General features: G+C 43.5%; 19 protein-coding genes. 14 read left to right on the top strand and 5 right to left on the bottom strand.

Features of this window, described 5'->3' with window-relative positions; translation table 11 throughout:
* Positions 1 to 25 precede the first annotated feature (25 nt).
* Both pyrH and rimO read right to left on the bottom strand, forming a co-directional pair.
* Positions 26 to 754 carry a UMP kinase gene (pyrH, locus tag FTU45_RS01585; protein WP_004279886.1) on the bottom strand — a complete coding sequence of 243 codons (729 nt, stop codon included), beginning with the start codon at positions 752 to 754 and terminating at the stop codon, positions 26 to 28.
* A 46-nt stretch (positions 755 to 800) separates the two neighbouring features.
* A complete protein-coding gene (gene rimO / locus FTU45_RS01580) occupies positions 801 to 2,144 on the bottom strand; it encodes a 30S ribosomal protein S12 methylthiotransferase RimO (protein WP_005096703.1) in 1,344 nt (447 codons plus the stop codon).
* Positions 2,145 to 2,485: 341 nt separating this feature from the next.
* On the opposite strand from rimO, the gene glnL reads away from it, so the two are divergent.
* Positions 2,486 to 3,595: a nitrogen regulation protein NR(II) gene (gene glnL / locus FTU45_RS01575; protein WP_005096702.1), complete on the top strand. Its 1,110-nt coding sequence runs from the start codon at positions 2,486 to 2,488 to the stop codon at positions 3,593 to 3,595.
* Positions 3,582 to 5,063 carry a nitrogen regulation protein NR(I) gene (gene glnG / locus FTU45_RS01570; protein ID WP_180075791.1) on the top strand — a complete coding sequence of 494 codons (1,482 nt, stop codon included), beginning with the start codon at positions 3,582 to 3,584 and terminating at the stop codon, positions 5,061 to 5,063. Before glnL ends, glnG begins: the two co-directional genes overlap by 14 nt.
* A gap of 42 nt (positions 5,064 to 5,105) precedes the next feature.
* Here the strand turns inward: glnG and FTU45_RS01565 are convergent, their stop codons facing one another.
* From FTU45_RS01565 to mnmG, 3 genes are all read right to left on the bottom strand, one after another.
* Complete coding sequence (locus tag FTU45_RS01565; RefSeq protein ID WP_100535160.1) at positions 5,106 to 5,432, bottom strand: hypothetical protein; 327 nt, start codon at positions 5,430 to 5,432, stop codon at positions 5,106 to 5,108.
* A gap of 132 nt (positions 5,433 to 5,564) precedes the next feature.
* Positions 5,565 to 6,770, bottom strand: a complete 1,206-nt coding sequence (gene mhpT, locus FTU45_RS01560) for a 3-(3-hydroxy-phenyl)propionate transporter MhpT (RefSeq protein WP_180075790.1) — start codon at positions 6,768 to 6,770, stop codon at positions 5,565 to 5,567.
* A gap of 316 nt (positions 6,771 to 7,086) precedes the next feature.
* Entirely contained in the window at positions 7,087 to 8,967 is a 1,881-nt protein-coding gene (gene mnmG / locus FTU45_RS01555) for a tRNA uridine-5-carboxymethylaminomethyl(34) synthesis enzyme MnmG (RefSeq protein ID WP_100328704.1), read from the bottom strand.
* A 255-nt stretch (positions 8,968 to 9,222) separates the two neighbouring features.
* On the opposite strand from mnmG, the gene FTU45_RS01550 reads away from it, so the two are divergent.
* From FTU45_RS01550 to dnaE, 12 genes are all read left to right on the top strand, one after another.
* Positions 9,223 to 9,630: a hypothetical protein gene (locus tag FTU45_RS01550; RefSeq protein WP_180075789.1), complete on the top strand. Its 408-nt coding sequence runs from the start codon at positions 9,223 to 9,225 to the stop codon at positions 9,628 to 9,630.
* A 208-nt stretch (positions 9,631 to 9,838) separates the two neighbouring features.
* Entirely contained in the window at positions 9,839 to 10,726 is an 888-nt protein-coding gene (locus tag FTU45_RS01545) for a bile acid:sodium symporter family protein (protein WP_005171255.1), read from the top strand.
* An 88-nt stretch (positions 10,727 to 10,814) separates the two neighbouring features.
* Positions 10,815 to 11,702 (top strand): bile acid:sodium symporter family protein, encoded by an 888-nt coding sequence (locus FTU45_RS01540; protein ID WP_180075788.1) that lies wholly within the window; start codon positions 10,815 to 10,817, stop codon positions 11,700 to 11,702.
* A gap of 129 nt (positions 11,703 to 11,831) precedes the next feature.
* Positions 11,832 to 12,737: a 50S ribosomal protein L11 methyltransferase gene (gene prmA, locus FTU45_RS01535; RefSeq protein ID WP_180075787.1), complete on the top strand. Its 906-nt coding sequence runs from the start codon at positions 11,832 to 11,834 to the stop codon at positions 12,735 to 12,737.
* Positions 12,738 to 12,752: 15 nt separating this feature from the next.
* Positions 12,753 to 13,607 carry a DUF3426 domain-containing protein gene (locus FTU45_RS01530; RefSeq protein WP_005171257.1) on the top strand — a complete coding sequence of 285 codons (855 nt, stop codon included), beginning with the start codon at positions 12,753 to 12,755 and terminating at the stop codon, positions 13,605 to 13,607.
* A gap of 396 nt (positions 13,608 to 14,003) precedes the next feature.
* Positions 14,004 to 14,273, top strand: coding sequence for a DNA-binding transcriptional regulator Fis (gene fis / locus FTU45_RS01525; RefSeq protein ID WP_001086304.1), 270 nt, complete (start codon positions 14,004 to 14,006; stop codon positions 14,271 to 14,273).
* Between the two features lie 95 nt (positions 14,274 to 14,368).
* On the top strand, positions 14,369 to 15,943 hold the full coding sequence (gene purH / locus FTU45_RS01520; RefSeq protein WP_180075786.1) for a bifunctional phosphoribosylaminoimidazolecarboxamide formyltransferase/IMP cyclohydrolase: 1,575 nt from the start codon (positions 14,369 to 14,371) through the stop codon (positions 15,941 to 15,943).
* Positions 15,944 to 16,105: 162 nt separating this feature from the next.
* The gene (gene purD, locus FTU45_RS01515) at positions 16,106 to 17,389 is read left to right on the top strand and encodes a phosphoribosylamine--glycine ligase (RefSeq protein WP_180075785.1); all 1,284 of its coding nucleotides are present in this window, start codon (positions 16,106 to 16,108) and stop codon (positions 17,387 to 17,389) included.
* A gap of 939 nt (positions 17,390 to 18,328) precedes the next feature.
* Positions 18,329 to 19,204: a MetQ/NlpA family ABC transporter substrate-binding protein gene (locus FTU45_RS01510; protein WP_180075784.1), complete on the top strand. Its 876-nt coding sequence runs from the start codon at positions 18,329 to 18,331 to the stop codon at positions 19,202 to 19,204.
* A gap of 76 nt (positions 19,205 to 19,280) precedes the next feature.
* A complete protein-coding gene (locus FTU45_RS01505) occupies positions 19,281 to 20,306 on the top strand; it encodes a methionine ABC transporter ATP-binding protein (protein ID WP_005171261.1) in 1,026 nt (341 codons plus the stop codon).
* Positions 20,303 to 20,998, top strand: coding sequence for a methionine ABC transporter permease (locus tag FTU45_RS01500; protein WP_005096687.1), 696 nt, complete (start codon positions 20,303 to 20,305; stop codon positions 20,996 to 20,998). Before FTU45_RS01505 ends, FTU45_RS01500 begins: the two co-directional genes overlap by 4 nt.
* 539 nt (positions 20,999 to 21,537) lie before the next feature.
* A complete protein-coding gene (dnaE, locus tag FTU45_RS01495) occupies positions 21,538 to 25,110 on the top strand; it encodes a DNA polymerase III subunit alpha (RefSeq protein ID WP_180075783.1) in 3,573 nt (1,190 codons plus the stop codon).
* The last annotated feature ends 33 nt before the right edge of the window (positions 25,111 to 25,143 follow it).

Raw genomic sequence — 25,143 nt, 5'->3', positions numbered from 1 at the left:
ATAAAGTGCTTTGGTGCTCACGTCATTAATTGGTAACGTGAGTCCCTTCTTTTTCACCCATCACAACGGAAAGCAATGCGCCAGATTTATTCATATCGAATACTTGTAGCGGCACATTGTGATCACGACATAAACAGATTGCAGTTAAGTCCATTACACCCAGCTTTTCGTCCAGAACCTGGTCAAAAGTCAATGTGTCATATTTAACCGCATCGTCATATTTGCTTGGATCTTTGTTATATACGCCATCGACTTTAGTGGCTTTCAAAATCAAATCTGATTCGATTTCAATACCACGCAAACATGCTGCGGTATCTGTGGTAAAGAATGGATTACCTGTACCTGCCACGAATACACACACTTCACCCTGAGTCAGGTGACGGATCGCATCACGGCTTGAGTAAGACTCAACCACTGCACCAATTGGCAGTGCAGACATCAAACGGGTTTTAATATTACGGCGTACCAATGCATCGCGTAATGCCAGACCGTTCATCACGGTTGCCAGCATACCCATCTGGTCGCCAGTGACCCGGCCAACCAGACCGTCTTTTTGCAGCTGGCTACCGCGGTACAGGTTACCACCACCAACCACGATACCTACTTGTACGCCTAAACCCACAAGGTGCGCAATAGAAAGCGACATCTGGTCGAGCACTTGTGCATCGATTCCCATGTCTTTATTGCCTGCCAGTGCTTCACCAGAAAGCTTTAACAGGATGCGACCAAAGCGTGGCTTTTTAGAATCCAACATCATCAAACTCCAAAGTATTCAATTTAAATTTTTTTAATTCAAAATCTTAAGCAGATTTGACTGAAATGAGTTTTGCATACAGATCGTACTCGTCTGCATCGGTAATCTCGACTTCAAGCAAATCCCCTGCCTTAATGACGCTTTTATCGATATCTTCAACAAAAACATTGCCATCAATTTCAGGTGCATCTGCATAAGAACGCGCAACTGCCACCGGGAATTCTTCTTCCAGGTCATCTACCAGCACGGTCATGGTCTGACCAATACGTTTTTGGAGTTTGGCTGCCGAGATTTCTTGCTGAACCTGCATGAAACGCTCATAACGCTCTTGTTTAATTTCTTCAGGAACGTGATCTGGCAAATCGTTTGCTGTCGCACCTTCAACTGGTGAATAGGTAAAGCAACCTACACGATCCAATTGAGCTTGTTTCAGCCAATCGAGCAGCATCTGGAAGTCTTCTTCGGTTTCACCTGGGAAGCCCACCACAAATGTTGAACGGATAACCAGATCAGGACATTTTTCACGCCAGATATTCAATCGCTCCAGTGTATTTTCACTGTGCGCAGGACGTTTCATCAGCTTGAGAATTTTTGGACTCGCATGCTGAAATGGAATATCCAGATAAGGTAGAATTTTGCCTTGAGCCATCAGGTCAATCACGGCATCGACATGCGGATATGGATAAACATAGTGCAAACGCACCCAGATTCCCAACTGACCGAGTGCTTCACACATGTCATAGAATTTGGTTTTCACCGGCTGGCCGTTCCAGAAATCCAGCTTGTATTTGGTGTCCAGACCGTAAGCAGAAGTATCCTGGGAGATAACGAGTACTTCTTTAACACCGGCACGTTTCAGCGCTGCGGCTTCTTCAAGCACAGAACCAACTGGACGGGAGACCAAATCACCACGCATGCTTGGAATAATACAGAAAGTACAACGATGGTTGCAGCCTTCCGATATTTTCAAATAGGCATAATGTTTAGGCGTTAGGCGGATGCCTTGCTCTGGAACTAAATCAATAAATGGATTGTGTTTTGGCGGTTCAGGCACGTATTGATGAACCGCATCCATAACATCTTTATATGCCGCTGCACCTGTCACTTTCAGGACATTTGGATGCATCTGGCGAATCTTGTCTTCGTCTTTACCTAGACAGCCTGTTACGATAACGCGACCATTCGCGCTCATCGCCTCACCAATCGCGTCTAGCGATTCTTGCACTGCGGATTCAATGAAACCACAGGTATTTACTACAACTAAATCAGCACCGTCATAATCCGAAGCGACGTCATAACCTTCAGTCTTTAACTGGGTTAAAATACGTTCAGAATCTACCAATGCCTTAGGACAACCTAAAGATACAAAACCGACTTTGGGGGACTTCATGAATTTTCGCTCTACTAGAATGCGCGTATTGTATGTCTTTTCGCATCATAAAAATAGTTGAAAACCTGACTCTTTGCATCATGCACTAAAATAACGCCATAAAATATACAACATATTTGCGCGCGCACCAAAATAGAACATTTTAGATTTACAGCCTCAATTTAATCCGCTATACCTAAGATGAATTGTGTCGCTGTGGCACATTTCTGCATTTCATCGCAATAAATAAGCTTTAGTCATAAAAGTTGGCGTGCATCTTGCATCAAATCAGAACTTAAAATTGATTAAATTGCTTTATGAAGATGCCATTGCGCCATTTTAATACAGGAAAAAAACCGCGAATGGATCAGCTTATTCCGATCGACTATCGTGTTTTAGTGGACAATATGACCACGTGTATCTTATTGGTAGACCGCGATCTTAATATTTATTATCTCAACTCTGCCTGCGAAGCCTTATTTGATGTGAGCTTATTTCGCGCCAGTGGAAGTCCGGCACTAGGTCTTCTGCAACATCCGACCGATGAGTTTAATACTGAAGAAGCGCTGAACAACACTTTAACTACAGGCCAACCTTATACGCGCCGTGAAGCCACACTGATTGTCAACTTTAAGGACATTCATGTCGATTACACCGTTTCTCAGCTAAATCTGGGTAAGCCCTATCACCCACTGTTGTTAATCGAGCTCAATCCTCGCGACCGCATGCTCAAAATTTCGCGTGAAGAAAACCTGATTCAGCAACATCAAGTGGCTCGCCAGCTGATTCGTGGTGTCGCGCACGAAATCAAGAATCCACTCGGCGGAATTCGGGGGGCAACACAACTTCTGGCTCGCAGTCTGAATGATCCACAATACAAAGAATTTACCGATATTATTATTAGTGAAGTCGATCGACTCCGAAATCTGGCCGACACCATGCTCGGTTCACGCCAACTGCCAAGCTATGAGCTGGTAAATGTACATGAGCCACTTGAGCGGGTGCGCTCACTCATCGCCAATCAAAGCAAAAAGAAAATCAAGATTATTCGGGATTATGACCTGTCCTTACCTGAAGTGCTGGCAGACCGTGATCAACTGATTCAGGTGATCTTGAATATTTGCGCCAATGCAGTACAGGCCATGACCGAGAACAAAGAGTTTTTTGTCGATCACCAGCCTGAACTGGTTTTAAGAACCCGGATTCAGCGCCTATTTACCATTAACGGGGCAATTCATCGCTCTGTGGTACGCATTGATATTGAAGACAATGGCCCTGGGGTCCCCGAAGACATTATCGAATCTGTGTTTTATCCACTGGTCACCAGTCGCGCCAAAGGTACCGGACTGGGTCTCAGTATTGCTCAAAATATTATTCATCAGCATAACGGCATGATTGAATGTCAGTCCGTGGCTGGAAAAACCGTGTTTAGCTTATATTTACCTTGGGAGTCGAATCATGTCGCGAAATAAAATATGGGTGATTGATGACGATCGTGCCATGCGCTGGGTACTGGAAAAAACCTTTAAAGAAGAAGGCTTGGACGTGACCAGCTTTGAAGAAGCACAATCCGCACTAGATCAACTCAGTGTTGATGCACCAGATGTGATTCTGACCGATATCCGTATGCCGGGGATTGATGGACTCACCTTCTTGGGTAAGGTCAAACACAATTATCCTGACCTGCCTGTGATTATTATGACGGCGCATTCAGACCTAGAGTCTGCTGTATCAAGTTATCAAACTGGTGCTTTTGAATATCTGCCAAAGCCTTTTGATATTGATGAAGCGCTGGCACTGGTCAATCGTGCGATTTTGCATATTACCAAGCTGCAACAACAAGAATCAGCAAAAGTTGCCCCGCCGATTCAATCGACTGAAATTATCGGTGAATCTCCCGCCATGCAGGAAGTGTTTCGCGCCATCGGCCGTTTAGCGCAATCGCATATTACTGTACTCATTAATGGTGAGTCCGGTACAGGGAAAGAATTGGTGGCACATGCCTTGCACCGCCATTCACCGCGTAGTGCAAAGCCCTTTATTGCCCTCAATATGGCAGCTATTCCAAAAGACCTGATCGAAACCGAACTTTTTGGTCACGAAAAAGGTGCATTTACCGGTGCCAATACCCAGCGTCAAGGTCGTTTTGAACAGGCCAACGGCGGCACGCTGTTTCTGGATGAAATTGGCGACATGCCTTTTGAAACCCAAACCCGTTTATTGCGTGTTTTGGCCGATGGCGAGTTCTACCGTGTTGGCGGTCATATTCCAGTTAAGGTCGATGTGCGTATCGTGGCAGCGACACATCAGGATCTGGAAAAACTGGTACATGACGGCCGTTTCCGTGAAGACTTGTATCACCGCCTGAATGTGATTCGGATTCACATTCCAAAACTGGCACATCGCAGTGAAGACATTCCGATGCTGGCGCAGCACTTCCTGGCACGTGCTGGTAAAGAACTCGGCGTTAATCCCAAAATTTTGCGTCCTGAAACCCAGGAATATATGCAAAAACTGCCGTGGCAAGGTAATGTGCGTCAACTTGAAAATACCTGTCGCTGGCTGACCGTGATGATCACAGGTCGTGAAGTCTATCCAGAAGACCTACCACCTGAGCTGAAACAAATCCCAATTCAAGATTTAGATTTAGGCTCACCAATTCCAAACTTAAACCAAGTGGGTCCACAGCACTGGGATGAATTGCTGGGTCAATGGGCGATGCAAAAGCTCAAAAATGGCGAAATGAAACTTCTGGATGCTGCCACTCCGATGTTCGAACGCACTCTGATCAATGCTGCATTACAACAGACCCGTGGCCGTAAACGTCATGCAGCTGAACTTTTGGGCTGGGGCCGTAACACGCTGACCCGCAAGCTCAAAGAACTCGGTATGGATACGGCCGATGATGAGGTAGAAGAAGAAATCGAAAGTCCAAGCTAATCTATAAAAGCACCTTCGGGTGCTTTTTTATACTGAGATGAGTTAAACAGTTAAGCCGATATAACGCGAATAACCTGCTGCGCCCAAGTCTGACTTTAAGATCAGATAGTCTGAATAAGTACTGGCGGTAATTTCATCAAACATATTCACCTGATCGTCATTGGCATGCAGATCATCTACCGAACGCGGCATGCTATGCTCAAATTCATCGGTCATATATTCAAAGCCAATATCCATGGCAATAAATAAAGTATGTTCACATGGCTGTACATATTGTTCTTCAGTCCAGTCAATAATGTTCTGCTGGCAATGTGGACAGGCAATATTATCGGCGGCCTGAATATCGAGTTCGATCAGTTGGTAAGGCATATAAAAATCAGTCTGTTTGCTATCCATCTATTTTAGCAAATTTTATCTGCCGATTTTACTCAATTAAAATATGAGCCATAACAAAGGAATCCGTAGATTCCTTTTTAGTAGCGAAAAAAGCACAAAATTGGCTTATTTATGAGCTGCCTTATAACGTGACAGTGCCGTGACCGCTACCGCTGATACAACCACCGCAGGTAAACTTGCCATAAGGATACCTGTAGTTCCCAAACCTAATGCCAAAATTTTTCCGGTTAATAACGGACCGGTCATGGCACCTAAACGGCCTAAAGAAATGGCGCTGCCCACGCCTGTAACTTTACCTGCACCTGAATAAAAAATCGGTGAGATGCCATACAGAATAGATTGACCACCTGTAGAAAAGATCCCACCCATCACCCCGGCTAAAATTAATAGCGGAATCGAAGTACTGGTGAACAACAAAACCAAGGCAACAAATAAGCCGCTGTAAATAATGGCTGCCATTTGCCACAATTTTAAACGATCTAGCAAATAACCCAAACTCAAGGTTCCAATCACCGCGCCCACCTGAAACACCAGCATCACCAGAAATGCCTGCTGTTTTTGCAAGCCTTGTTCCATCAGCAAATTAGGCAACCAGCTAATCAGAATATAGTTGATCATCAAGGTAAAAAAGAAACCCACCCAAAGCGGCACTGTATTTTTATACTGTTGTTGCTTGAACAAAACCTCGACCATGCCCGGTACAGCTTCGCCAGATCTTTTTTGCGCTACCGCTGCTTTAGGCTGATCCTTAAGAATAAAGCCCATAAAAGGGAGAAGCGCTAAAGGCGTTAAACCACCAATCAAAAATAAAGTCTGCCATTGAATATCTGGAAGCAGCATAGCCAAACCGGCGACAAAAATAGCACCGACAGGCAGGCCACAATACATCAAGCTATTGAGCTTACCGCGATTGGCTTCAGTTGCTTCATCTCCAACCACGGAAATCATGGTCGGCATTGCAGCACCCAGACCCAAACCGGTCAAGAAACGCGCAGCATATAAAACCTCGATGCTCGGTGCAATTGCAGTCAGCGACATGAACACACCAAAAATAGCCACAGACAACATCAGGACTTTCTTTTGTCCCAAATAATCCGCGATACATCCACCAAAGAATGCACCAAAGAGCATTCCAAAGACGCCCAGACTAAACACATAGCCCATCTGAACCTGATCTAAAGCAAAGCTTGCCGCAATTCCTTTTGCTGCAATTCCAGGAGCCTGAAGATCGAAACCCTCAAAAAATGCCACCCAAAAGCACAAGAAAATCGTCAATATTTTTCGTAATTTTTCACTATAAGGCTGTATCATGATTGATCTCCATCAATAACCTATAAATCGTTTGATAGCCTGACGATCCTATTCCCCCTATTCTTATCCTAATCTGGTCAGAGAAATACCACGACAATAGTCGGATTTAAGTTCATCAACTTGGCTCAATACCCTTTCCATTAGACCTAAAAGTTAAAATTTATAGACTTTTTACATCTTAATAATTTTTATTATCTTTATAAATAAGGCATTTAGTTAAATAGTAGTTATTTATAATTGAATGATAGCCGAGACTTATACAAAAATATCAGCCGATAAAAAGCCCGCATTGCGCGGGCTTTTTCACACTGTATTCTTAAGCAGATTTTTTCGTTTGTGCATTCTTACGAATCGTAATCATCACCAATTGAACAGCCGCAGGCGTCACACCCGGAATACGGCTGGCTTGCGCCAATGTTTCAGGACGTACATCCTTCAGTTTCAACGTGATTTCACGCGACAGACCTGACACGATGTCATAATCGAAGTCGCCTGGAATACGGGTTTCTTCAAGACGTTTCATTTGTGCCACATCTTCATGCTGACGGTTGATATAACCCGCATATTTCACTGCGATTTCAATCTGATCACCGACCTGCGCAGATACATCAGAACCGGTTAACTCGGCAATTTGCGCAAATGAAATATTTGGACGTTTCAAAAGATCGATCGCTGAACATTCTTTAGATAAATCTGCGCCAGTCATCTCAACGAATTTCTTGCCCATCGGATTGTTTGGAGCCGCCCAAAGATGCTGCAAACGACCGGTTTCTTTTTCAACTGCTTCCATTTTTTCGCAGTAAACCGCCCAACGTGCATCATCGACCAGACCCAATTCACGACCGATCGCAGTTAAACGCTGGTCAGCATTGTCTTCACGTAACATCAAACGATATTCAGCACGTGAGGTAAACATACGGTACGGTTCTTTGGTGCCTAACGTAATCAGGTCATCTACCAATACACCCATATAGGCTTCATCGCGTTTTGGTGTCCACTGCTCTTGATCCCAGGCACGACGTGCAGCATTTAAACCTGCCAGCAAACCTTGTGCACCTGCTTCTTCATAACCAGTGGTTCCATTAATTTGACCAGCAAAATACAGGTTATTAATCGCTTTGGTTTCAAGGGTAAATTTCAACGCTTGCGGGTTGAAATAGTCGTATTCAATGGCGTAGCCTGGACGCAAAATATGCGCATTTTCCATACCACGGATTGAGCGAACTAACTCAAACTGCACATCAAATGGCAATGAAGTTGAAATACCATTTGGATAAAGCTCGTGCGTATCCAGACCTTCCGGTTCCAAGAATACTTGATGCGAGTCTTTATCGGCAAAACGGTGAATCTTGTCTTCAATTGATGGGCAATAACGCGGCCCTACACCTTCAATTTTACCGGTATACATCGGTGAGCGATCTAGACCACCGCGAATAATCTCATGCGTACGTTCATTGGTATGCGTGATATAGCAGTTCACCTGTTCCGGATGCATAGACGCATCGCCCATAAACGACATGGTTGGAGATGGGAAATCACCCGGCTGCGGTGTCATTACAGAAAAGTCGACCGAACGTGCATCGATACGCGGTGGTGTACCGGTTTTTAAACGCCCCACAGGTAAATTCAATTCGCGCAAACGTGCTGCCAATGAAATCGACGGCGGATCACCGGCACGACCACCACTGGATTTTTCCAGACCAACGTGAATTACGCCGCCCAAGAATGTACCCGCAGTCAACACCACAGTTTTGGCATCAAAACGAATGCCCATTTGGGTAACCACACCTTTGACGGTATCGCCTTCAACAATCAGGTCATCAGCCGCTTGCTGGAAAATATCCAAGTTCGCCTGATTCTCTAAGGTTTCACGAATTGCCGCTTTAAAACGGACACGGTCTGCCTGCGCACGTGTTGCACGAACTGCTGCACCTTTACGCGAGTTCAAAATACGGAACTGAATACCGCCTTTGTCGGCAGCCAGTGCCATTGCACCGCCCAAGGCATCAATTTCACGCACCAAGTGCGATTTACCAATACCACCGATGGCCGGGTTACAGCTCATCTGCCCTAAAGTCTCAATGTTATGAGTTAAGAGTAAAGTCTGTCGACCCATACGCGCTGCAGCCAGAGCTGCTTCTGTACCGGCGTGACCGCCACCGATAACAATGACATCGTATACTTTAGGATAATGCATAGTGGTAATTGAGAGATAAAAAAGGATAGCTGAGTATTATAGCAAATTTCATTCTAAAGTAGACAGATTCAGTCGAATTTATCCTGAGATAAAAAATGAATCATCCTGTACAAGAATCAAGCACTGTAATTTAACTTTGCAGAGGGACTATATAAATTAAACATATAAGTTCAGAAAATTACTCGATTTACACTGTTTAATTTTGAGTATTTTTTAAGCTATATACTGCTTACATTACAAACAAAGGTATAACTGATGAATAAGAATATTTTTCTCTCAACTGTTCTGTGTGGTTTATGTTTTGCGCCATTTGCAGCCTCAGCAAATGATAAGGTCGAAACCACTTATAATGCGCAAAAGTATCAACAGGTTTGTAAAGGCAAAACCCAAGGTGCTCAAGTCAGTTTTGCTCATCGAGGCATTATCTGGAATGGAACCTGTGAGCCACAGTTTTTCGCTTCATCAAAAAACGCTTTAATCAAAGGTGATGAAGCTGAACTCATGAGTACCTGTAGTGGCAATAGTAGCGCGACCACCGCCACCATTAATGGAACCGAAGTCAAAGGTAAATGTGCTTTAGGCTTTATGCCGCCACGCCCTCAGGGACAATCCCAAATGCACAGTCAGCCAATGCAACCACAAATGAGCCAGCCGCAAATGTAGCAACCAATGAATGACCAACAGACTCCGCCTGATGCGCAAATGCAAACTCAGCCAGGCATGTAAGCTGTCATAGCTCTAAATAGCTTACATTTCAAGTAAAAGCTTTGACGGGCAAAGTGAATACATTTTGCCCGTTTTATATTGCTTATTTATTCAGCTCCGCTACACTTAAAATCTATCTAAAAATCAATAATAAAAAGGATTTTTCATGGATTCGGGGTTTTTTAACTTTTTTTTGCCTATTACATTGGCAATCATGATGATGGGGCTGGGACTCGAATTAAAAATCAAGGATTTCCTGCGCTTAAGCCGCTATCCTAAAGTCATTTTTATTGCCCTATTTACACAGCTCGTGCTGTTGACCAGTATTGCTTTCTTTATTTGCCTGATTCTGGACTTAGCTCCTTTACTCGCAGTAGGTTTAATGCTTCTGGCCGCTTCACCAGGAGGCCCAACCGCCAACCTGTTTAGCTATCTGTATAAAGGCGATGTCGCACTGAATATCACCCTGACTGCCATCAATACCATCATTTCTATTTTCACCCTGCCCTTTATTATCAATCTCTCATTACAATACTTTATGAGTCACGACTCGACTGTGACATTTCCAGTTGAAAAAATGATACAGGTGTTTTTAATTACCCTGATCCCCGTGATCATCGGGATGCTGCTTCGAGCCAAATTTCCACATTTATCCATTACCGTCAGCAAATCGATGCGCTTCGTTTCAATTAGTTTTTTAAGCATACTCTTGATATTTGCCGTTTTTAGAGATCGTTTTAATCTCTTTGAATATTTTTCCAGTATTGGTTTAGCTACTGTGATTTTATGTTTTTCCAGCCTGTTTATTGGTTATTGCATTCCGCTACTGATGGGTATTCCAGAAAAAATGGCACGGGCCTGTACCTTTGAAATCGGCATTCATAATACGGCGATTGCGATCACCATTGCGATTTCGGTCTTAGGCGATGTCACTATGGCAATTCCGGCCGGCATTTACACCATTGTCATGTATAGTTTTGCGACTATTTTCGGGGTAATGATGAGTCGCCAATATATCGCTTATCGCCATAAAAATCGTTTATCGGATTTGTAATTTATTTGGCTGAGTCTGCGATAAAGCTGTATGCTTTTCCTAAGAAAAGCAAAAGTATTAAAATAATTTTTAACAAGGAGCATGACAGATGGATTCTGGCATTATTACGATTTTACTGCCGCTTGCGCTCGCGATTATTATGGTGGGTTTAGGTCTCGAACTTACCCTCAAAGATTTCGCCCGGGTCACCCAACATCCTAAAGCTGTTTTAGTCGCATTATTTTGCCAACTGGTCTTATTGGTCGGTATTGCATTTATCCTGTGTAAAGTTTTGGCCCTGCCTCCACTTCTTGCCGTGGGTCTGATGCTGTTAGCTGCCTCACCTGGCGGCAGTACGGCCAATCTGTTTAGCTATCTTTTCAAAGGTGATCTGGCACTCAACATCACCCTGACTGCGATTAATTCAGTGATTGCAGCCTTAACCTTACCGTTGATCGTTAATTTTTCGATTATGCATTTCATGCAGGACAGCCAGCAGATCACACTCCAGCTTGGTAAAATTCTTCAGGTGTTTGGCATCATTATTATTCCTGTCGCGATTGGTATGCTGATTCGACATCATGCACCACGCCTGACTGAAAAACTGAATAGACCGCTGCGTATTTTTGCAGTCATATTCTTGATTCTGATTATTGTCGGGGCCATCTATAGTGAACGCACCAATATTGCCGAATATCTGTCTCAGGTCGGTGTCGCCACGGCATTGTTCTGTATTTTCAGCCTGACCATCGGCTATTTTGTCCCCCGCTTAATGAATATAGATACCGCTCAGGCACGGGCCAGTGCCTTTGAAATCGGCATTCACAACAGCACATTAGCCATGACCATTGCCCTGACCGTGATGTCCAGCACTGCTGTGGCCATGCCTGCCGCGGTTTATTCAATCTTCATGTATATTTTTGCTGCCATTTTTGGTCTACTGCTTAACCGCTTTGCACCATTAGACAGAACACCTCTTCTCTCTAAGGTTTCATAAGTCTTTATAGAGCTTTATACAGGGTGCTTCGGCATCCTTTTTATTTTGGGTATGCATCAAGAAGATAGCAGCGTTGTGTCTGAACTTCCGTTACAATAGCTTTTTGAAAAATGTATAAAGGTTATTTCTGTGAAGTGGTTACAAATTCATATTACGGTTGAACAAGCTCAGGTCGATTATACTGAGACATTACTCAGCTCACTAGGCGCAGTGAGTGTGACCCTGGATGATGCTGAAAACCAGGATTTGCTGGAACCACTTCCAGGCGAAACACCACTCTGGAATAAAGTGATTGTGACTGGTATTTATGCACAGGAAGAAGGCGAAGAAATTGACGTTGCTGCACTAGAAACCTTTATTGGTGCGCAAATGCCAGAAGCGCCGATCAAGTACGAATTCATTGAAGATCAGGCTTGGGAACGCACCTGGATGGATGCGTATGAGCCAATCCAGATTGCTGAAAAATACTGGATTGTACCGGAATGGATGCAAGCACCTGAAGCCGATGCAGTCAATATCAAGCTTGATCCGGGTCTGGCATTCGGTACAGGGAACCACGCCTCTACATTCTTGTGCTTACAATGGCTCGGCAAAATTGACGTTAAAGACAAAATCGTCATCGATTATGGCTGTGGTTCAGGCATTCTCGCGGTAGCTGCCCTGCTCTTAGGTGCTAAAAAAGCATATGCCACTGATATTGACCCACAAGCAGTTCTGGCCACCCAGCAAAATGCTGAACTGAATGGTGTACTGGACAAACTTTATGTCGGCCTGCCAGAAGAATTTAGAGATGAACTCGGCACTACCAAGGCTGACGTATTTGTTGCCAATATTTTGGCTGCGCCACTAATGATGTTGGCTCCTGAGTTCGCAACTTTAATTAAATCTGAGGGACAGTTCGCACTTGCCGGAGTTATCGAAGAGCAAGTTGCTGATGTTACTAGCATTTACTCAAATTATTTTGATATATTAGAAGTAGAAAAACGAGACGAGCACTGGTGCCGTATCTCGGGTAAACGCCATAAGAATGAATGAGTCTACAAATAGTTTATGAGTGACAAACGAACCCATTGCCCTACCTGTTCCACCACCTACAAGGTCACAGTTGCTCAACTCACCATTGCGCAGGGTATGGTTTGCTGTCCCAAATGTACCACTTCATTTAATGCCTTATCGCATCTGGTGGCCGAAGCCCAAAACTCGGTCACTACCTCAGCGTCTCAGGATCAAACCTATTCTCGATATAACCCACCTGTATATGGTCGCGATCAACAGCAAAATACGCACAGTCTTTTATATATTTTCGATCAGAAAGTTGAACATTCAAATATCGATCTGGAAACCTATTTAAACAATCTGAACTATTTCAGTACCGAACCTATCTCGGTACTGCCGAGCATGAACTGGGAAGATCAGGCAGAAAAACAGATATACCGTGGGCCAATGTATTATATTGGCTGGAGCATCTTGAACCTGATGCTATTTGGCGTATTGCTGTTCCAGTTTTTCTGGTTTAATCCGCAATACATCAAAAATAGTCATATCATGAGTCTGGCCTTTAACAATGTATGCGAGGTGTTTAATTGTTCCAATCTGGAAAAATACTACACGCTGATTCAGGTCAATAAAGTCAAGATCAAGGCAACCAGTCACAAGAAAACTGAATTTAGCGGTGAGCTGATCAACTTCCATGACCGTAGCCTGGCTTTACCGATTTTAAAAATCAATCTGGAACAGCGCGGTGAAGTTGTTGCGACTTATAACCTGTCTGCCAAAGAGTATCTGATTGAAAGTCTGGTCAATATTGAACGTATCCCGAAAAACAGTCCATTTAAATTCAAATTTGAGCTTCCTGTCGATCGTAAAAGCTTTGATCGCTATAGTTTGGAAATAATTCGCCCTTAATCTGAATAGAAAGCATTAAAAAATTAAAAAAAGTTAAAAAAAATGCAGTTTTCTTGCTCACTTTTGCTTAGACAATGGTATGATACGCGCCACGAAAGCTATGTGCTGCAACTCCTCGCTACTTTTTCACAACAAATACAGTCTTGCCTAATGCGCTATAAAATTTATTGCGTATCGTGCAGATTTTTTTGTTTTGATTTTGGTCAGTAACAAAACTTTAACTATTGTTACGCTTATTTTTCGACCAAAACGTTGAGATGTGTCAAGCTATTGGCTCAATGCAATGATTAAGTTTTAGAACTCCAGTTTTAGGATCTAAAGCGGAGTTCATTTCAATTTTAGACCACTTTTTATATCGCTTTACCCAAGCGATATTTGTTTTTCGGATTAATTCGCATGAATAGCAAATCTCCTATTTTTACTGCACAATCTGATGTTGCTTTACGTATCCACGTAGATCGCGCAGTTCGCCATTATTTTGCGCAACTACAGGGCGAGCAACCATCTCAGGTATACGACATGGTGCTAGCAGAAATGGAGAAACCTCTTCTATCTGTAGTTCTAGAATATACACGTGGTAACCAAACACGTGCTGCCGAGATTCTCGGACTCAACCGTGGTACTTTACGTAAAAAGTTAAAAGCTCACGGTTTAATGAGTGAATAAATGATAAAATGCTTGCGGCTTCCGCAGGCATTTTTTTTAACCTGTAAATTGCTGATTTTGTTTTATTCTGTTCCTTGAAAACTGTGACGAAGATCATGACTATTAAACGCGCTTTAATCTCTGTGTCTGACAAGACTGGTATTGTTGAATTTGCACAAGAACTTGCTGCTCTAGGGGTAGAAATTTTATCTACAGGTGGTACCTACAAATTGTTGAAAGACAATAGTGTGGCTGTAGTTGAAGTTTCAGAGCATACTGGTTTCCCAGAGATGATGGACGGCCGTGTAAAAACGCTACATCCTAAAATTCATGGTGGTATTCTGGCTCGTCGTGGTCTAGACGAAGCTGTGATGGCTGAACACAACATTGATGCTATTGATTTAGTCGTTGTAAACCTTTATCCATTTGCTGCAACTGTAGCAAAACCAAACTGTTCACTGGCTGATGCGATTGAAAACATCGACATCGGTGGCCCTACCATGGTTCGCGCTGCGGCAAAAAACCATGCATCTGTAGGCATCGTGGTGAATGCTTCTGACTATGCCACTGTTGTAGCTGAGCTTAAAGCTGAAGGCGCTTTATCGCATGCGACTCGTTTCGACCTTGCAGTAAAAGCATTTGAACATACTGCACAATATGACGGCATGATCGCATCTTACCTTGGCGCTCGCGTAGGCAAACAAGAAGGTGAAGCGGACAAGTTTGCACGTACCTTCAATACACAATTGAACAAAGTTCAAGATCTTCGTTACGGCGAAAACCCGCACCAGTCTGCTGCGTTCTACGTTGAAGACACAGCGACAGAAGCATCTGTTTCTACTGCGAAACAGCTTCAAGGTAAAGAACTCTCTTATAACAACATTGCAGACACAGACGCTGCACTTGAATGTGTTAAATCTTTTGCGAAACCTGCTTGTGTAATCGTTAAGCACGCAAACCCATGTGGCGTTGCAGTGTCTTTAGACGGCATTCAAGCGGCTTATGACCTTGCGTATGCAACAGATCCCGAATCTGCATTTGGCGGCATCATTGCATTCAACCGTGAATTAGACGTTGCAACTGCACAAGCGATTGTTGAGCGTCAATTCGTTGAAGTGATCATTGCACCAAGTATTGCTGATGGCGTACTTGAAGTGACTGGTGCGAAGAAAAACGTACGTGTTTTAGTTTGCGGTGAACTTCCAGCAATCGATGCACGTCAATCGCAACTTGATTACAAACGCGTGAATGGCGGCTTGTTAGTACAAGATCAAGACTTGGGCATGATTACTAAAGCTGATCTTAAAGTGGTGACCAAGCGCGCTCCGACTGAACAAGAAATCGATGACATGATCTTTGCTTGGAAAGTCGCAAAATACGTGAAATCTAATGCGATTGTTTATGCGAAAAACCGTCAAACCATTGGTGTTGGCGCAGGTCAAATGAGCCGTGTTAACTCTGCTCGTATTGCTGCAATTAAAGCTGAACATGCTGGCTTGGTGGTTGAGGGTGCTGTCATGGCGTCTGACGCATTCTTCCCATTCCGTGATGGTATTGATAACGCCGCTAAAGTGGGTATCAAATGCATTATCCAGCCGGGTGGTTCTATGCGTGACGAAGAAACCATTGCGGCTGCTGACGAAGCAGGTATTGCGATGGTGTTCACTGGCATGCGTCATTTCCGTCACTAATTGATTCAAAGTCGTATTTATTAATCCCCCTAAATCCCCCTTTGTAAAAAGGGGGACTTTTCACAAATAAAGGGACATTTTTATTCGTGAAGCCCTTCTTTTTTACAGGGTGAGAAGCATGGCTTCGCAAGGTGGGATTCTATTCTTTTGAGGGATTTTTAGATGAATATTTTAGTTTTGGGTAATGGCGGTCGTGAACATGCACTTGCATGGAAAATCGCACAAGACGATAAAGTTGCAAAAGTCTTTGTTGCTCCGGGCAACGCAGGTACAGCCACTGAAAATAAATGTGAAAACGTAAATTTAAGTATTTTAGACAATGCTGCGATTATCGATTTCGCAAAAAACAATGCCGTTGAGCTTGTCATTGTCGGCCCAGAAGCTCCATTGGTAAACGGTGTCGTTGATGCTTGCCGTGAAGCGGGTGTAAAAATTTGGGGTCCAACTCAATTTGCTGCGCAGCTTGAAGGCTCTAAAGCTTTCGCGAAACATTTCTTAAAACGCCACAACATTCCAACTGCGTTTTACGATGTATTTACAGAAGTAGATGCTGCGAAAGCATTTGTTGAAAAAAATGGTGCGCCGATCGTCATTAAGGCCGACGGTCTTGCTGCGGGCAAAGGTGTGATCGTTGCCATGACCAATCAAGAAGCATTTGATGCGATCGATGACATGCTTGCAGGCAACAAATTTGGCGATGCAGGTTCTCGCGTTGTAATTGAAGAATTCCTTGCAGGCGAAGAAGCATCTTTCATTTGTATGATTGATGGCGACAACATCTTACCTATGGCGACTTCACAAGATCACAAACGTATCTTTGAAGGCGACCAAGGTCCAAACACGGGTGGTATGGGTGCTTACTCGCCTGCGCCTGTTGTGACTGCGGATGTATTTGAAAAAACCATGAATGAAGTGATGCGTCCTACCGTTGAAGGTATGAAAAAAGACGGTCACGTTTATACTGGTTTCTTGTACGCTGGCTTGATGATTGATGAACAAGGTCAACCGAAAGTGATCGAGTTCAACTGCCGTTTTGGCGACCCTGAAACTCAACCAATCATGATGCGTTTAAAATCATCTTTAGTGGATTTGGTTCAAGCAGGCTTAGACGGTAATTTACCGAAAGAAGCTGAATGGGATGAACGTAAAACTGTAGGTATCGTACTTGCATCTAAAGGCTATCCAGAAACTTCTAGCAATGGTGATGTAATTTCTGGTTTAGACACAGAAATGGCAGATGCGAAAGTATTCCATGCAGGTACGAAAGCACTTGAGAATGGTGACATCGTAACGGCTGGTGGTCGTGTACTTTGTGTGACTGCACTCGGTAATACCATTGGTGAAGCGCAAGCAAAAGCGCTCGAGCTTTGTCAAAAAGTGACTTTTGATGGTGTTCAATACCGTAAAGATATTGGTTACCGTGCGATTGCTCGTGAAAATGCTTAACCATTCATTTGATTAAGTAAAAACCCCGCTGAGTGCGGGGTTTTCTTATTTTGCAATAAGGTAATTTTTAGCTAGTTTTTCATAATTTTCTTTATTTTCAAGAAATTATTGGCAATAGTCATACAAATATGGGAATTTATCGTTATAAGTTTGAACATCTACTTCAATTTTTTATATCTAAAGCATAGGTGATTTCCTCATGCAACTTATTCAAAGCTTTATATAACTCCTTAAACTCGGCGTTACCTAAGCCCCTCAATGCAACCTTTTGAAATTACCTAAATTTTTGACAAAAACTGTATGCTCATCCCTAATAAATTTATGCAAATCTAATAGCAAGACGCCGACACCGACCCATTTATCCAAATATGCACAGACGATGAAGTTATGTGCTATTTCCCAAAGAAGCTGAATCGAGATAACACCCTGATGTCTAGAACAGCGCAACGCTACTTTGATTCCATCAATAAATCATATATATCCATTTTTATGATTTAGATTGGATAAAATCTTATAAAGCTCACTATTTAAACACCCCCCTAAAAACCACATCCCTACTATAAATAAAATATTGTTTTAATTAATATTTTTATAAAACAACTTGGTTTTTTATTCAATTAAAGAGCTAAACAAGGCTTTGCTATCCAGTATATCGAATATAGATTTATTGCTATGATATCGACAATCCCAGAATGCTCAAACTACTTCATGTGCTTATAAACTATCTATTTTTCTCTCCAAAATAGATCATTTACAATCAGGTTTGTGGCATTTCTGACTTGATCGCGTTCACCAGAACAATTGCTGTAGGCTTGGATCTTTTAGTTTAAGGCCAGCACCAACAACGATCAGGACACATACTTAGATCGTATAAAAATCTTATTTAACACGATTTAAAAATGCTTATACTCTAGGCAAGATTAAAATTAGGAAAATTTCATGAAAAAATTACTTGGCGTTTTATTGAGTGCCTCTGTATTAACTTTGACTGGGTGTGGCAAACAAGAAGCGCCTGCCAATGATGCAGCACAAGCCAAAGATGCGAATGGCCTTCAAACCGTAACCATGGCATCGACCGGTTCAGATGCAGATGTATGGCGCTATATCGCCACATTACCTGAAACCAAAGCAGCCGGCATTAAACTTGATGTGAAAAATTTCACTGACTATGTGTCAATGAACACAGCCGTTGCCAATAAAGAAATCGATGTCAATGCATTCCAGTCATATGCCTATATGGTTGCGTATAATGATGCCAATACAGCAAAAATTGCACCATTGTCTACCACCTATTTAGAACCAATGGGAATTTACTCAAGCAAAGTAAAATCTTTGAATGAGTTTAAAACAGGTGCAACCATTGCCATTCCAAACGACGGTGCAAATGAATCACGCGCGTTATTACTTTTACAATCGGCAGGTCTGGTCAAATTAAAAGCTGGCTTTGACAATGTAAAAGGCACAACAGCTGATGTGGCTGAAAATGCAAAAAAAATCGTGATCAAACCCATTCAAATGGCAACTGCAGTCCGTGTAAAAGATGAAGTTGATGCGATTGTGCTAGGCAATACGCTGGCAATGGAAGGCGGTTTAAACGTATTAAAAGATGCGGTTTACTATGAGCCAATTGATCAAAGCACAAAAATGAATGTAAACGTATTAGCGGTTGCAGCAGATCGTCAAACGGATCCTGTACTGCAAAAAGTAGGTGCCTTGTATCATACGCCAGCAGTTCAGGCGTATGTCGATGAAAATTTTGGTGGCACTAAAGTTGCAGTAAACAAGCCGGTGACGTATTTAACTGAATCAAAATAGTACTATAATACTCTTGTAGAACAGGCAAGGACGATTTCTTGCCTGTTTTTTTATCCGTGATGCAGTTTTTGACACTATGATTGAATTTAAAGATATTTCAAAACAGTATGAGCTTAAGGGTCAAACCTTGCATGCCTTGAATCAGATTAATCTATCGATTCCAACCGGCAGTATTTTTGGCATCATCGGTTATAGTGGTGCCGGTAAAAGTACCCTCATCCGTCTGATTAATTTACTTGAGCGTCCAAGCTCAGGTCAGATTATCATTAATGGAACAGATTTTACCGCACTCGATGCCAAAACATTGCGTCAAGAACGTGCCAATATCGGCATGATTTTCCAGCATTTTAATTTAATGCAAACCAAAACCGTGGCGGCCAATATCGAAATGCCTATGAAGCTTCTGGGCTGGAGCAAGGCTGAACGGGAAAAACGCCTCGAAGAATTATTAGATTTTATTGACCTGAAACATAAACGGCAGGCTTTTCCGGATGAATTGTCTGGTGGTCAAAAACAGCGCGTCGGGATTGCCCGTGCCCTTGCCAACCATCCCAAGATTTTACTTTGTGATGAAGCGACTTCGGCACTCGATCCACAAACCACCAAATCAGTTCTGCAATTACTCAAAAAAATCAATCAAGAGCAAGGTATTACCATTGTCATGGTCACTCATGAAATGGATGTAATTGAAACCGTCTGTGATTATGTCGCTGTGATGGAAAAAGGTGATGTGATTGAAACCGGCAGCACGCTACAGATCTTCAGTCAGCCGCAACACCCGACCACCAAAAATTTTATTCAAACCGTGCTTCAGCAACATTTGCCGGTCAATATTCTGAATAATCTGGAAAACCAGAATCATCACAGTATTTATTGTTTAAAATTCCTTGGCAGCTCGGCTCAGGAAACGGTGATTCAGGCCGTGATTAAACAGTTTGATATCAGTTTAAATATCCTGTTTGCCAACATGACCGAAATTAATGGTTCGGTGATTGGTCAGATGTTTATTCAGCTCCTGGGTGATTCCGCAGAGATTAGCGCTGCAGTGCAATATCTGAAAGATAACGGCGTACAGGTAGATCAAGCAGGAGTACAGGCATGAGAGATTTAATTGTACAGTGGCTGACGACAATTACTGCGCCGTTCTGGAAAAGCTCGCTGTCGATGGATCAATTTGTGACAGCGCTGCAAGAAACCTTTCATATGGTGTTCTTCGCAATGCTGTTTGGCTGTATCTGGGGTTTTATTCAGGCAATTACTTTAGTGGTGACGCGTCCTAACGGCATCTTGCAAAATCGTGTGATTTATCACGGTCTCAATCCGATTGTCAATGCGCTACGTTCACTACCATTTATTATTCTACTGATTGCCGTTATTCCGCTGACCAAGTTTTTGGTCGGCACTTCAATTGGTACTTGGGCCGCAATTGTACCACTGACTATTTATGTCGGCCCTTATATTGGTCGCTTGGTTGAAACCTCATTACTGGAAGTGAATGAAGGCATTATTGAATCTGCGCAAGCGATGGGTGCAACCCCAATGCAGATTATCTTCAAGTTTGTCTTACCTGAAGCACGTAGTTCACTGATTCTGAACCTGACCACTGCCACCATCAGCTTGATTGGTGCAACAGCAATGGCGGGTGCTGTCGGTGCCGGCGGTATCGGTGATCTGGCCATTTCTTACGGTTATCAGCGTTTCGATACCTCTGTGGTGATCATGACGGTGATTGTGTTATTGATTTTGGTACAGATTGTACAAAGTCTGGGGGACTGGTTGTCCCGACTTCGTTAATCTAGTTTTTATTGTTTTTAATACTTACGAACCCTTTCTCATTATTTCAAAGTAAAGTCCTGCAACTATTTGATACGTGCCATGGCGACAGGAAGTCGCCCGTTGATCTGTGGTACTGGGATGTACCATCAGATCAACAAAGGGGTTTTGTTACTTTTGCCCCGTCAAAAGTAAGGCACAAATATTACAAAGTTAAAATTGAAGTAAAAATAACGAAATTCTATTTTTCAAATAATGTCATGAATAAACTTACTAATATTTAAAATTCTTCTTTTACTTTTGAAAGCACTGCTATGCAAGGTAACAAAAATCTTCTGTTGGCTTGATGATACTTCCTTGTGCCACAGATCAACTGGCGACATCCATGTCGCTAGTCAGAAATTCAATTTCGGTTAACAATCCCATCTCGTTATAGATATGAACAAAGCCCCAAATCAACATTTAATTAAAATCTAAAAGTTCAGCATTTCCCCTCATTTTCAAACTGAAACAATAAATCCCATGTTAAACTATTTAATGGTTTTAGCAGGGACTCATCTATGCACTTTGTTCATCTTGGTATTCATACAGAATTTTCGATTACTGAATCCATCGTACGGATACCTGACCTGGTCAAAGCTGCCGAAAAAGAACAGATGCCTGCCCTCGCGCTGACGGATCTGTCTAACCTGCATGCCGCAGTCAAGTTCTATGGCAAATGCTTAGGCAAAGGCATCAAGCCGATCCTCGGTTCTGAAATTCGCCTGAATGATGCCGAACATCGTATGACCTTATTGGCGATGACCAATAAAGGCTGGCGTAACCTGACTGAACTGGTGTCTGAAGGCTTTATCAGTGGTCAGCAATTAGACATTCCCTGCGTACAAAAACAATGGATTTTAAACCAGTCCGAGGACATGATTGCCCTGCTCGGCATGCATTCCGATGTCGGCAAGATGCTGATGAGTTCAAATCCGCAAAAAGCGGAACCCTTGCTGGAAGAATGGGTCGAAAAATTCGGCAATCGCGTTTATATCGCCCTGACCCGCACCAACCGTCCGGATGAAGATGACTTTATTCTGGAAGCAGTGAAACTGGCCAAAAAATATAATATCGGTGTAGTGGCACATAACGACGTGCACTTCATGACCCGCAATGATTATGAAGCCCACGAAGCCCGAGTCTGCATTGCCGATGGTTATGTACTGGGGGATAACCGCCGCCCTAAAACCTATTCACCTGAACAATATTTTAAATCTGCAGAGGAAATGGCAGAGCTGTTCTCGGATATTCCCTCTGCGATTGAGAACACTTACCACATTGCCAAACGCTGTAATGTCACATTGCGACTGGGTCAATACTTTCTGCCGGATTATCCGATTCCTGAAGGTCATACCATTGATACTTTCTTTGCACACTTGTCCAAAGAAGGTCTGGAAGAACGTCTGAATTTCCTGTATCCACCTGAACAGCGTGATGAACACTGGCCAGAAGTTCGCAAGCCTTATGATGAGCGAATCGAGTACGAGATTAATATCATTAACTCGATGGGGTTTCCGGGCTACTTTCTGATCGTGATGGACTTTATTCAGTGGTCGAAAAGTAACGGCGTCCCAGTAGGCCCTGGGCGTGGTTCAGGTGCAGGCTCACTGGTGGCTTATAGCTTAAAAATCACCGATCTTGATCCGCTACGTTATGAATTACTCTTCGAACGTTTCTTGAACCCGGAACGTGTGTCGATGCCCGATTTCGACGTCGATTTCTGTATCGCAGGTCGTGACCGCGTGATTGACTATGTGGCGCGTACTTATGGCCGTGATGCAGTTTCGCAAATTGCCACCTTCGGTACCATGGCGGCCAAAGGTGCGATTCGTGATGTGGCGCGTGTCTTGGGTAAATCTTATGGTCTGGCCGATCGTATCTCGAAAATGATCCCGACCAAGCCTTTAGGCCTGAGTCTGCTGGAATCCTTAGAAGCCGAACCACAGCTGAAAGATATTGTAACCAACCCTTCCAATCCAGATAACGACGATGCAGCCGAAATCTGGGAAATGGCACTCAAACTGGAAGGCATTACCCGGAATACGGGTAAACATGCGGGTGGTGTGGTGATCTCGCCGACCAAAATTACCGATTTCTCTGCGGTCATGTGTGATGCAGATGGCGGTTCACGTGTGGCACAGTTCGATAAAGACGATGTTGAATCTGCTGGTCTGGTAAAGTTTGACTTCTTGGGTTTACGTAACCTGACCGTGATTGAAGATGCGGTTAAAAATATCAATAAACGCATCAAATCTGACAAGCCTCTAGACATTGCCTATATTCCACTGGAAGATAAAGATGCGTATCTGGTCTTTGCCAATGCCAACACCACCGCGGTATTCCAGTTTGAATCTGTGGGCATGAAGAAGATGCTGAAAGAGGCACGCCCAAGCAAATTTGAAGAAATTATTGCCTTCGTGTCGCTGTACCGTCCGGGCCCGATGGATCTGATTCCTGACTTTATCCACCGGATGCATGGAGGCGATTTTGAATATCTGCATCCCTTGCTTGAAGGCGTACTAGAACCCACCTACGGGATTATGGTCTATCAGGAACAGGTCATGCAGGCTGCACAGTACTGTGCCGGCTATACCCTCGGTGGCGCGGACTTGTTACGTCGTGCCATGGGTAAGAAAAAACCGGAAGAGATGGTCAAACAGCGCCAGATCTTTATTGAAGGTGCATCGAAAAAAGACATTGATGAAGCCACTGCCAACCATATTTTCGACTATATGGAAAAGTTTGCCGGCTATGGCTTTAACAAATCACATGCTGCGGCCTATGCTTTGGTTGCCTATCAGACTGCATGGCTAAAAGCGCATTATCCGGCGGAATTCCTGTCTGCGGTGTTGACCTCGGAGATGCAGAACACCGACAACGTGGTATTCCTGATTGATGACTGTCGCAAGAATAACCTGGAAGTTTTACCACCTTCCGTGAATATGTCGCTGTATCAGTTCCATGCCACGGATGAACAAACCATTGTCTATGGTCTGGGTGCGATTAAAGGTGTCGGTGAAGCTGCGATGCAATCAGTGATTGACGCGCGTACACAAGAAGGTCCTTTCCGTGACCTGTTTGATTTCTGTCATCGTATTGACCTGAAAAAAATCAATAAACGTACCCTGGAAGCATTGATTCGCTCCGGTGCGCTGGATTGTTTAGGCATTGATCGTGCCGACCTGATGGCACAACTGCCTGAAGCGGTGCAAGCTGCGGAACAGGCGCGCTCCAACCGTGAAACCGGCATCATGGATCTGTTTGGTGAAGTGGAAGAAGTTCAGCGCAAACCCTCTAAACCGGTCAAGCCATGGGCGGATGAAGTTCGCCTGAAAGGTGAAAAAGACACCCTCGGCCTGTACCTCACCGGCCACCCGATTGATGTCTATCGTAATGAACTGAAATCCTTTGTACCTAGTCAGATCAATGAGCTGACGCCGACCCGCCGTGGTGTCACCACCGTCTTTGCAGGACTGGTGGTGGATATTGCCAACTTCCCGAACCGGATGATGATGACCCTGGATGATGGTACGGCGCGTATTGAAATTTCAGCCAATCATGAACGTTTTAACCGCTTTAAAGAGATTATCCAGCTGGATAAAGTTGTGGTGATTGAAGGTGAAATTTATGAGCGTGAAGGCTTTGACCGCCCAATGGGACGTCTTACTAAAGCCTTTAGCCTGAATGAAATTCGCCAGAAGCGTGCCAACAGCATTAAAATCACCCTAACTGCCGAGCATTTCAGTAAAAGTCTGAGTCGTGACTTGCAGCAGATTTTGACACCATATACCAATATCGACATGTCAGCGCATATTCCGGTAATTCTGTATTTAGACTATCCTTATGCTACGACTGAACTTCATCTGGGTCTCAACTGGAAAGTGGCACCACTGGACGAACTATTGGCTAAATTGCGTGATTATTTTGGTAAAGAAGCATTGCATATTGAATATCAGGTCAAGTCCAAAGCCGCCAAAGCTGTTTCTTATGAACAGGCCAAACCGGTCAATGTTCCACCACCACCTGCTGGCATGAGCATGGACGATGCGCTGGAACTGTATCAGGCTGAATCCCAGCCACAATATTCATAAATCCTGATCTTTAAAAAACCTTTAAATTGGAAT

The organism is Acinetobacter sp. YH12106 (assembly GCF_013418995.1).
Classification (GTDB): domain Bacteria; phylum Pseudomonadota; class Gammaproteobacteria; order Pseudomonadales; family Moraxellaceae; genus Acinetobacter; species Acinetobacter pseudolwoffii.
This window is presented reverse-complemented; position numbering and strand designations above follow the sequence as displayed.

Excerpts from the sequence above, each read along its gene's own strand:
- pyrH (WP_004279886.1), bottom strand. The coding sequence starts at position 754 with ATGTTGGATTCTAAAAAGCCACGCTTTGGTCGCATCCTGTTAAAGCTT.
- rimO (WP_005096703.1), bottom strand. The coding sequence starts at position 2,144 with ATGAAGTCCCCCAAAGTCGGTTTTGTATCTTTAGGTTGTCCTAAGGCA.
- glnL (WP_005096702.1), top strand. The coding sequence starts at position 2,486 with ATGGATCAGCTTATTCCGATCGACTATCGTGTTTTAGTGGACAATATG.
- glnG (WP_180075791.1), top strand. The coding sequence starts at position 3,582 with ATGTCGCGAAATAAAATATGGGTGATTGATGACGATCGTGCCATGCGC.
- FTU45_RS01565 (WP_100535160.1), bottom strand. The coding sequence starts at position 5,432 with ATGCCTTACCAACTGATCGAACTCGATATTCAGGCCGCCGATAATATT.
- mhpT (WP_180075790.1), bottom strand. The coding sequence starts at position 6,770 with ATGATACAGCCTTATAGTGAAAAATTACGAAAAATATTGACGATTTTC.
- mnmG (WP_100328704.1), bottom strand. The coding sequence starts at position 8,967 with ATGCATTATCCTAAAGTATACGATGTCATTGTTATCGGTGGCGGTCAC.
- FTU45_RS01550 (WP_180075789.1), top strand. The coding sequence starts at position 9,223 with ATGAATAAGAATATTTTTCTCTCAACTGTTCTGTGTGGTTTATGTTTT.
- FTU45_RS01545 (WP_005171255.1), top strand. The coding sequence starts at position 9,839 with ATGGATTCGGGGTTTTTTAACTTTTTTTTGCCTATTACATTGGCAATC.
- FTU45_RS01540 (WP_180075788.1), top strand. The coding sequence starts at position 10,815 with ATGGATTCTGGCATTATTACGATTTTACTGCCGCTTGCGCTCGCGATT.
- FTU45_RS01530 (WP_005171257.1), top strand. The coding sequence starts at position 12,753 with ATGAGTGACAAACGAACCCATTGCCCTACCTGTTCCACCACCTACAAG.
- fis (WP_001086304.1), top strand. The coding sequence starts at position 14,004 with ATGAATAGCAAATCTCCTATTTTTACTGCACAATCTGATGTTGCTTTA.
- purH (WP_180075786.1), top strand. The coding sequence starts at position 14,369 with ATGACTATTAAACGCGCTTTAATCTCTGTGTCTGACAAGACTGGTATT.
- purD (WP_180075785.1), top strand. The coding sequence starts at position 16,106 with ATGAATATTTTAGTTTTGGGTAATGGCGGTCGTGAACATGCACTTGCA.
- FTU45_RS01510 (WP_180075784.1), top strand. The coding sequence starts at position 18,329 with ATGAAAAAATTACTTGGCGTTTTATTGAGTGCCTCTGTATTAACTTTG.
- FTU45_RS01505 (WP_005171261.1), top strand. The coding sequence starts at position 19,281 with ATGATTGAATTTAAAGATATTTCAAAACAGTATGAGCTTAAGGGTCAA.
- FTU45_RS01500 (WP_005096687.1), top strand. The coding sequence starts at position 20,303 with ATGAGAGATTTAATTGTACAGTGGCTGACGACAATTACTGCGCCGTTC.
- dnaE (WP_180075783.1), top strand. The coding sequence starts at position 21,538 with ATGCACTTTGTTCATCTTGGTATTCATACAGAATTTTCGATTACTGAA.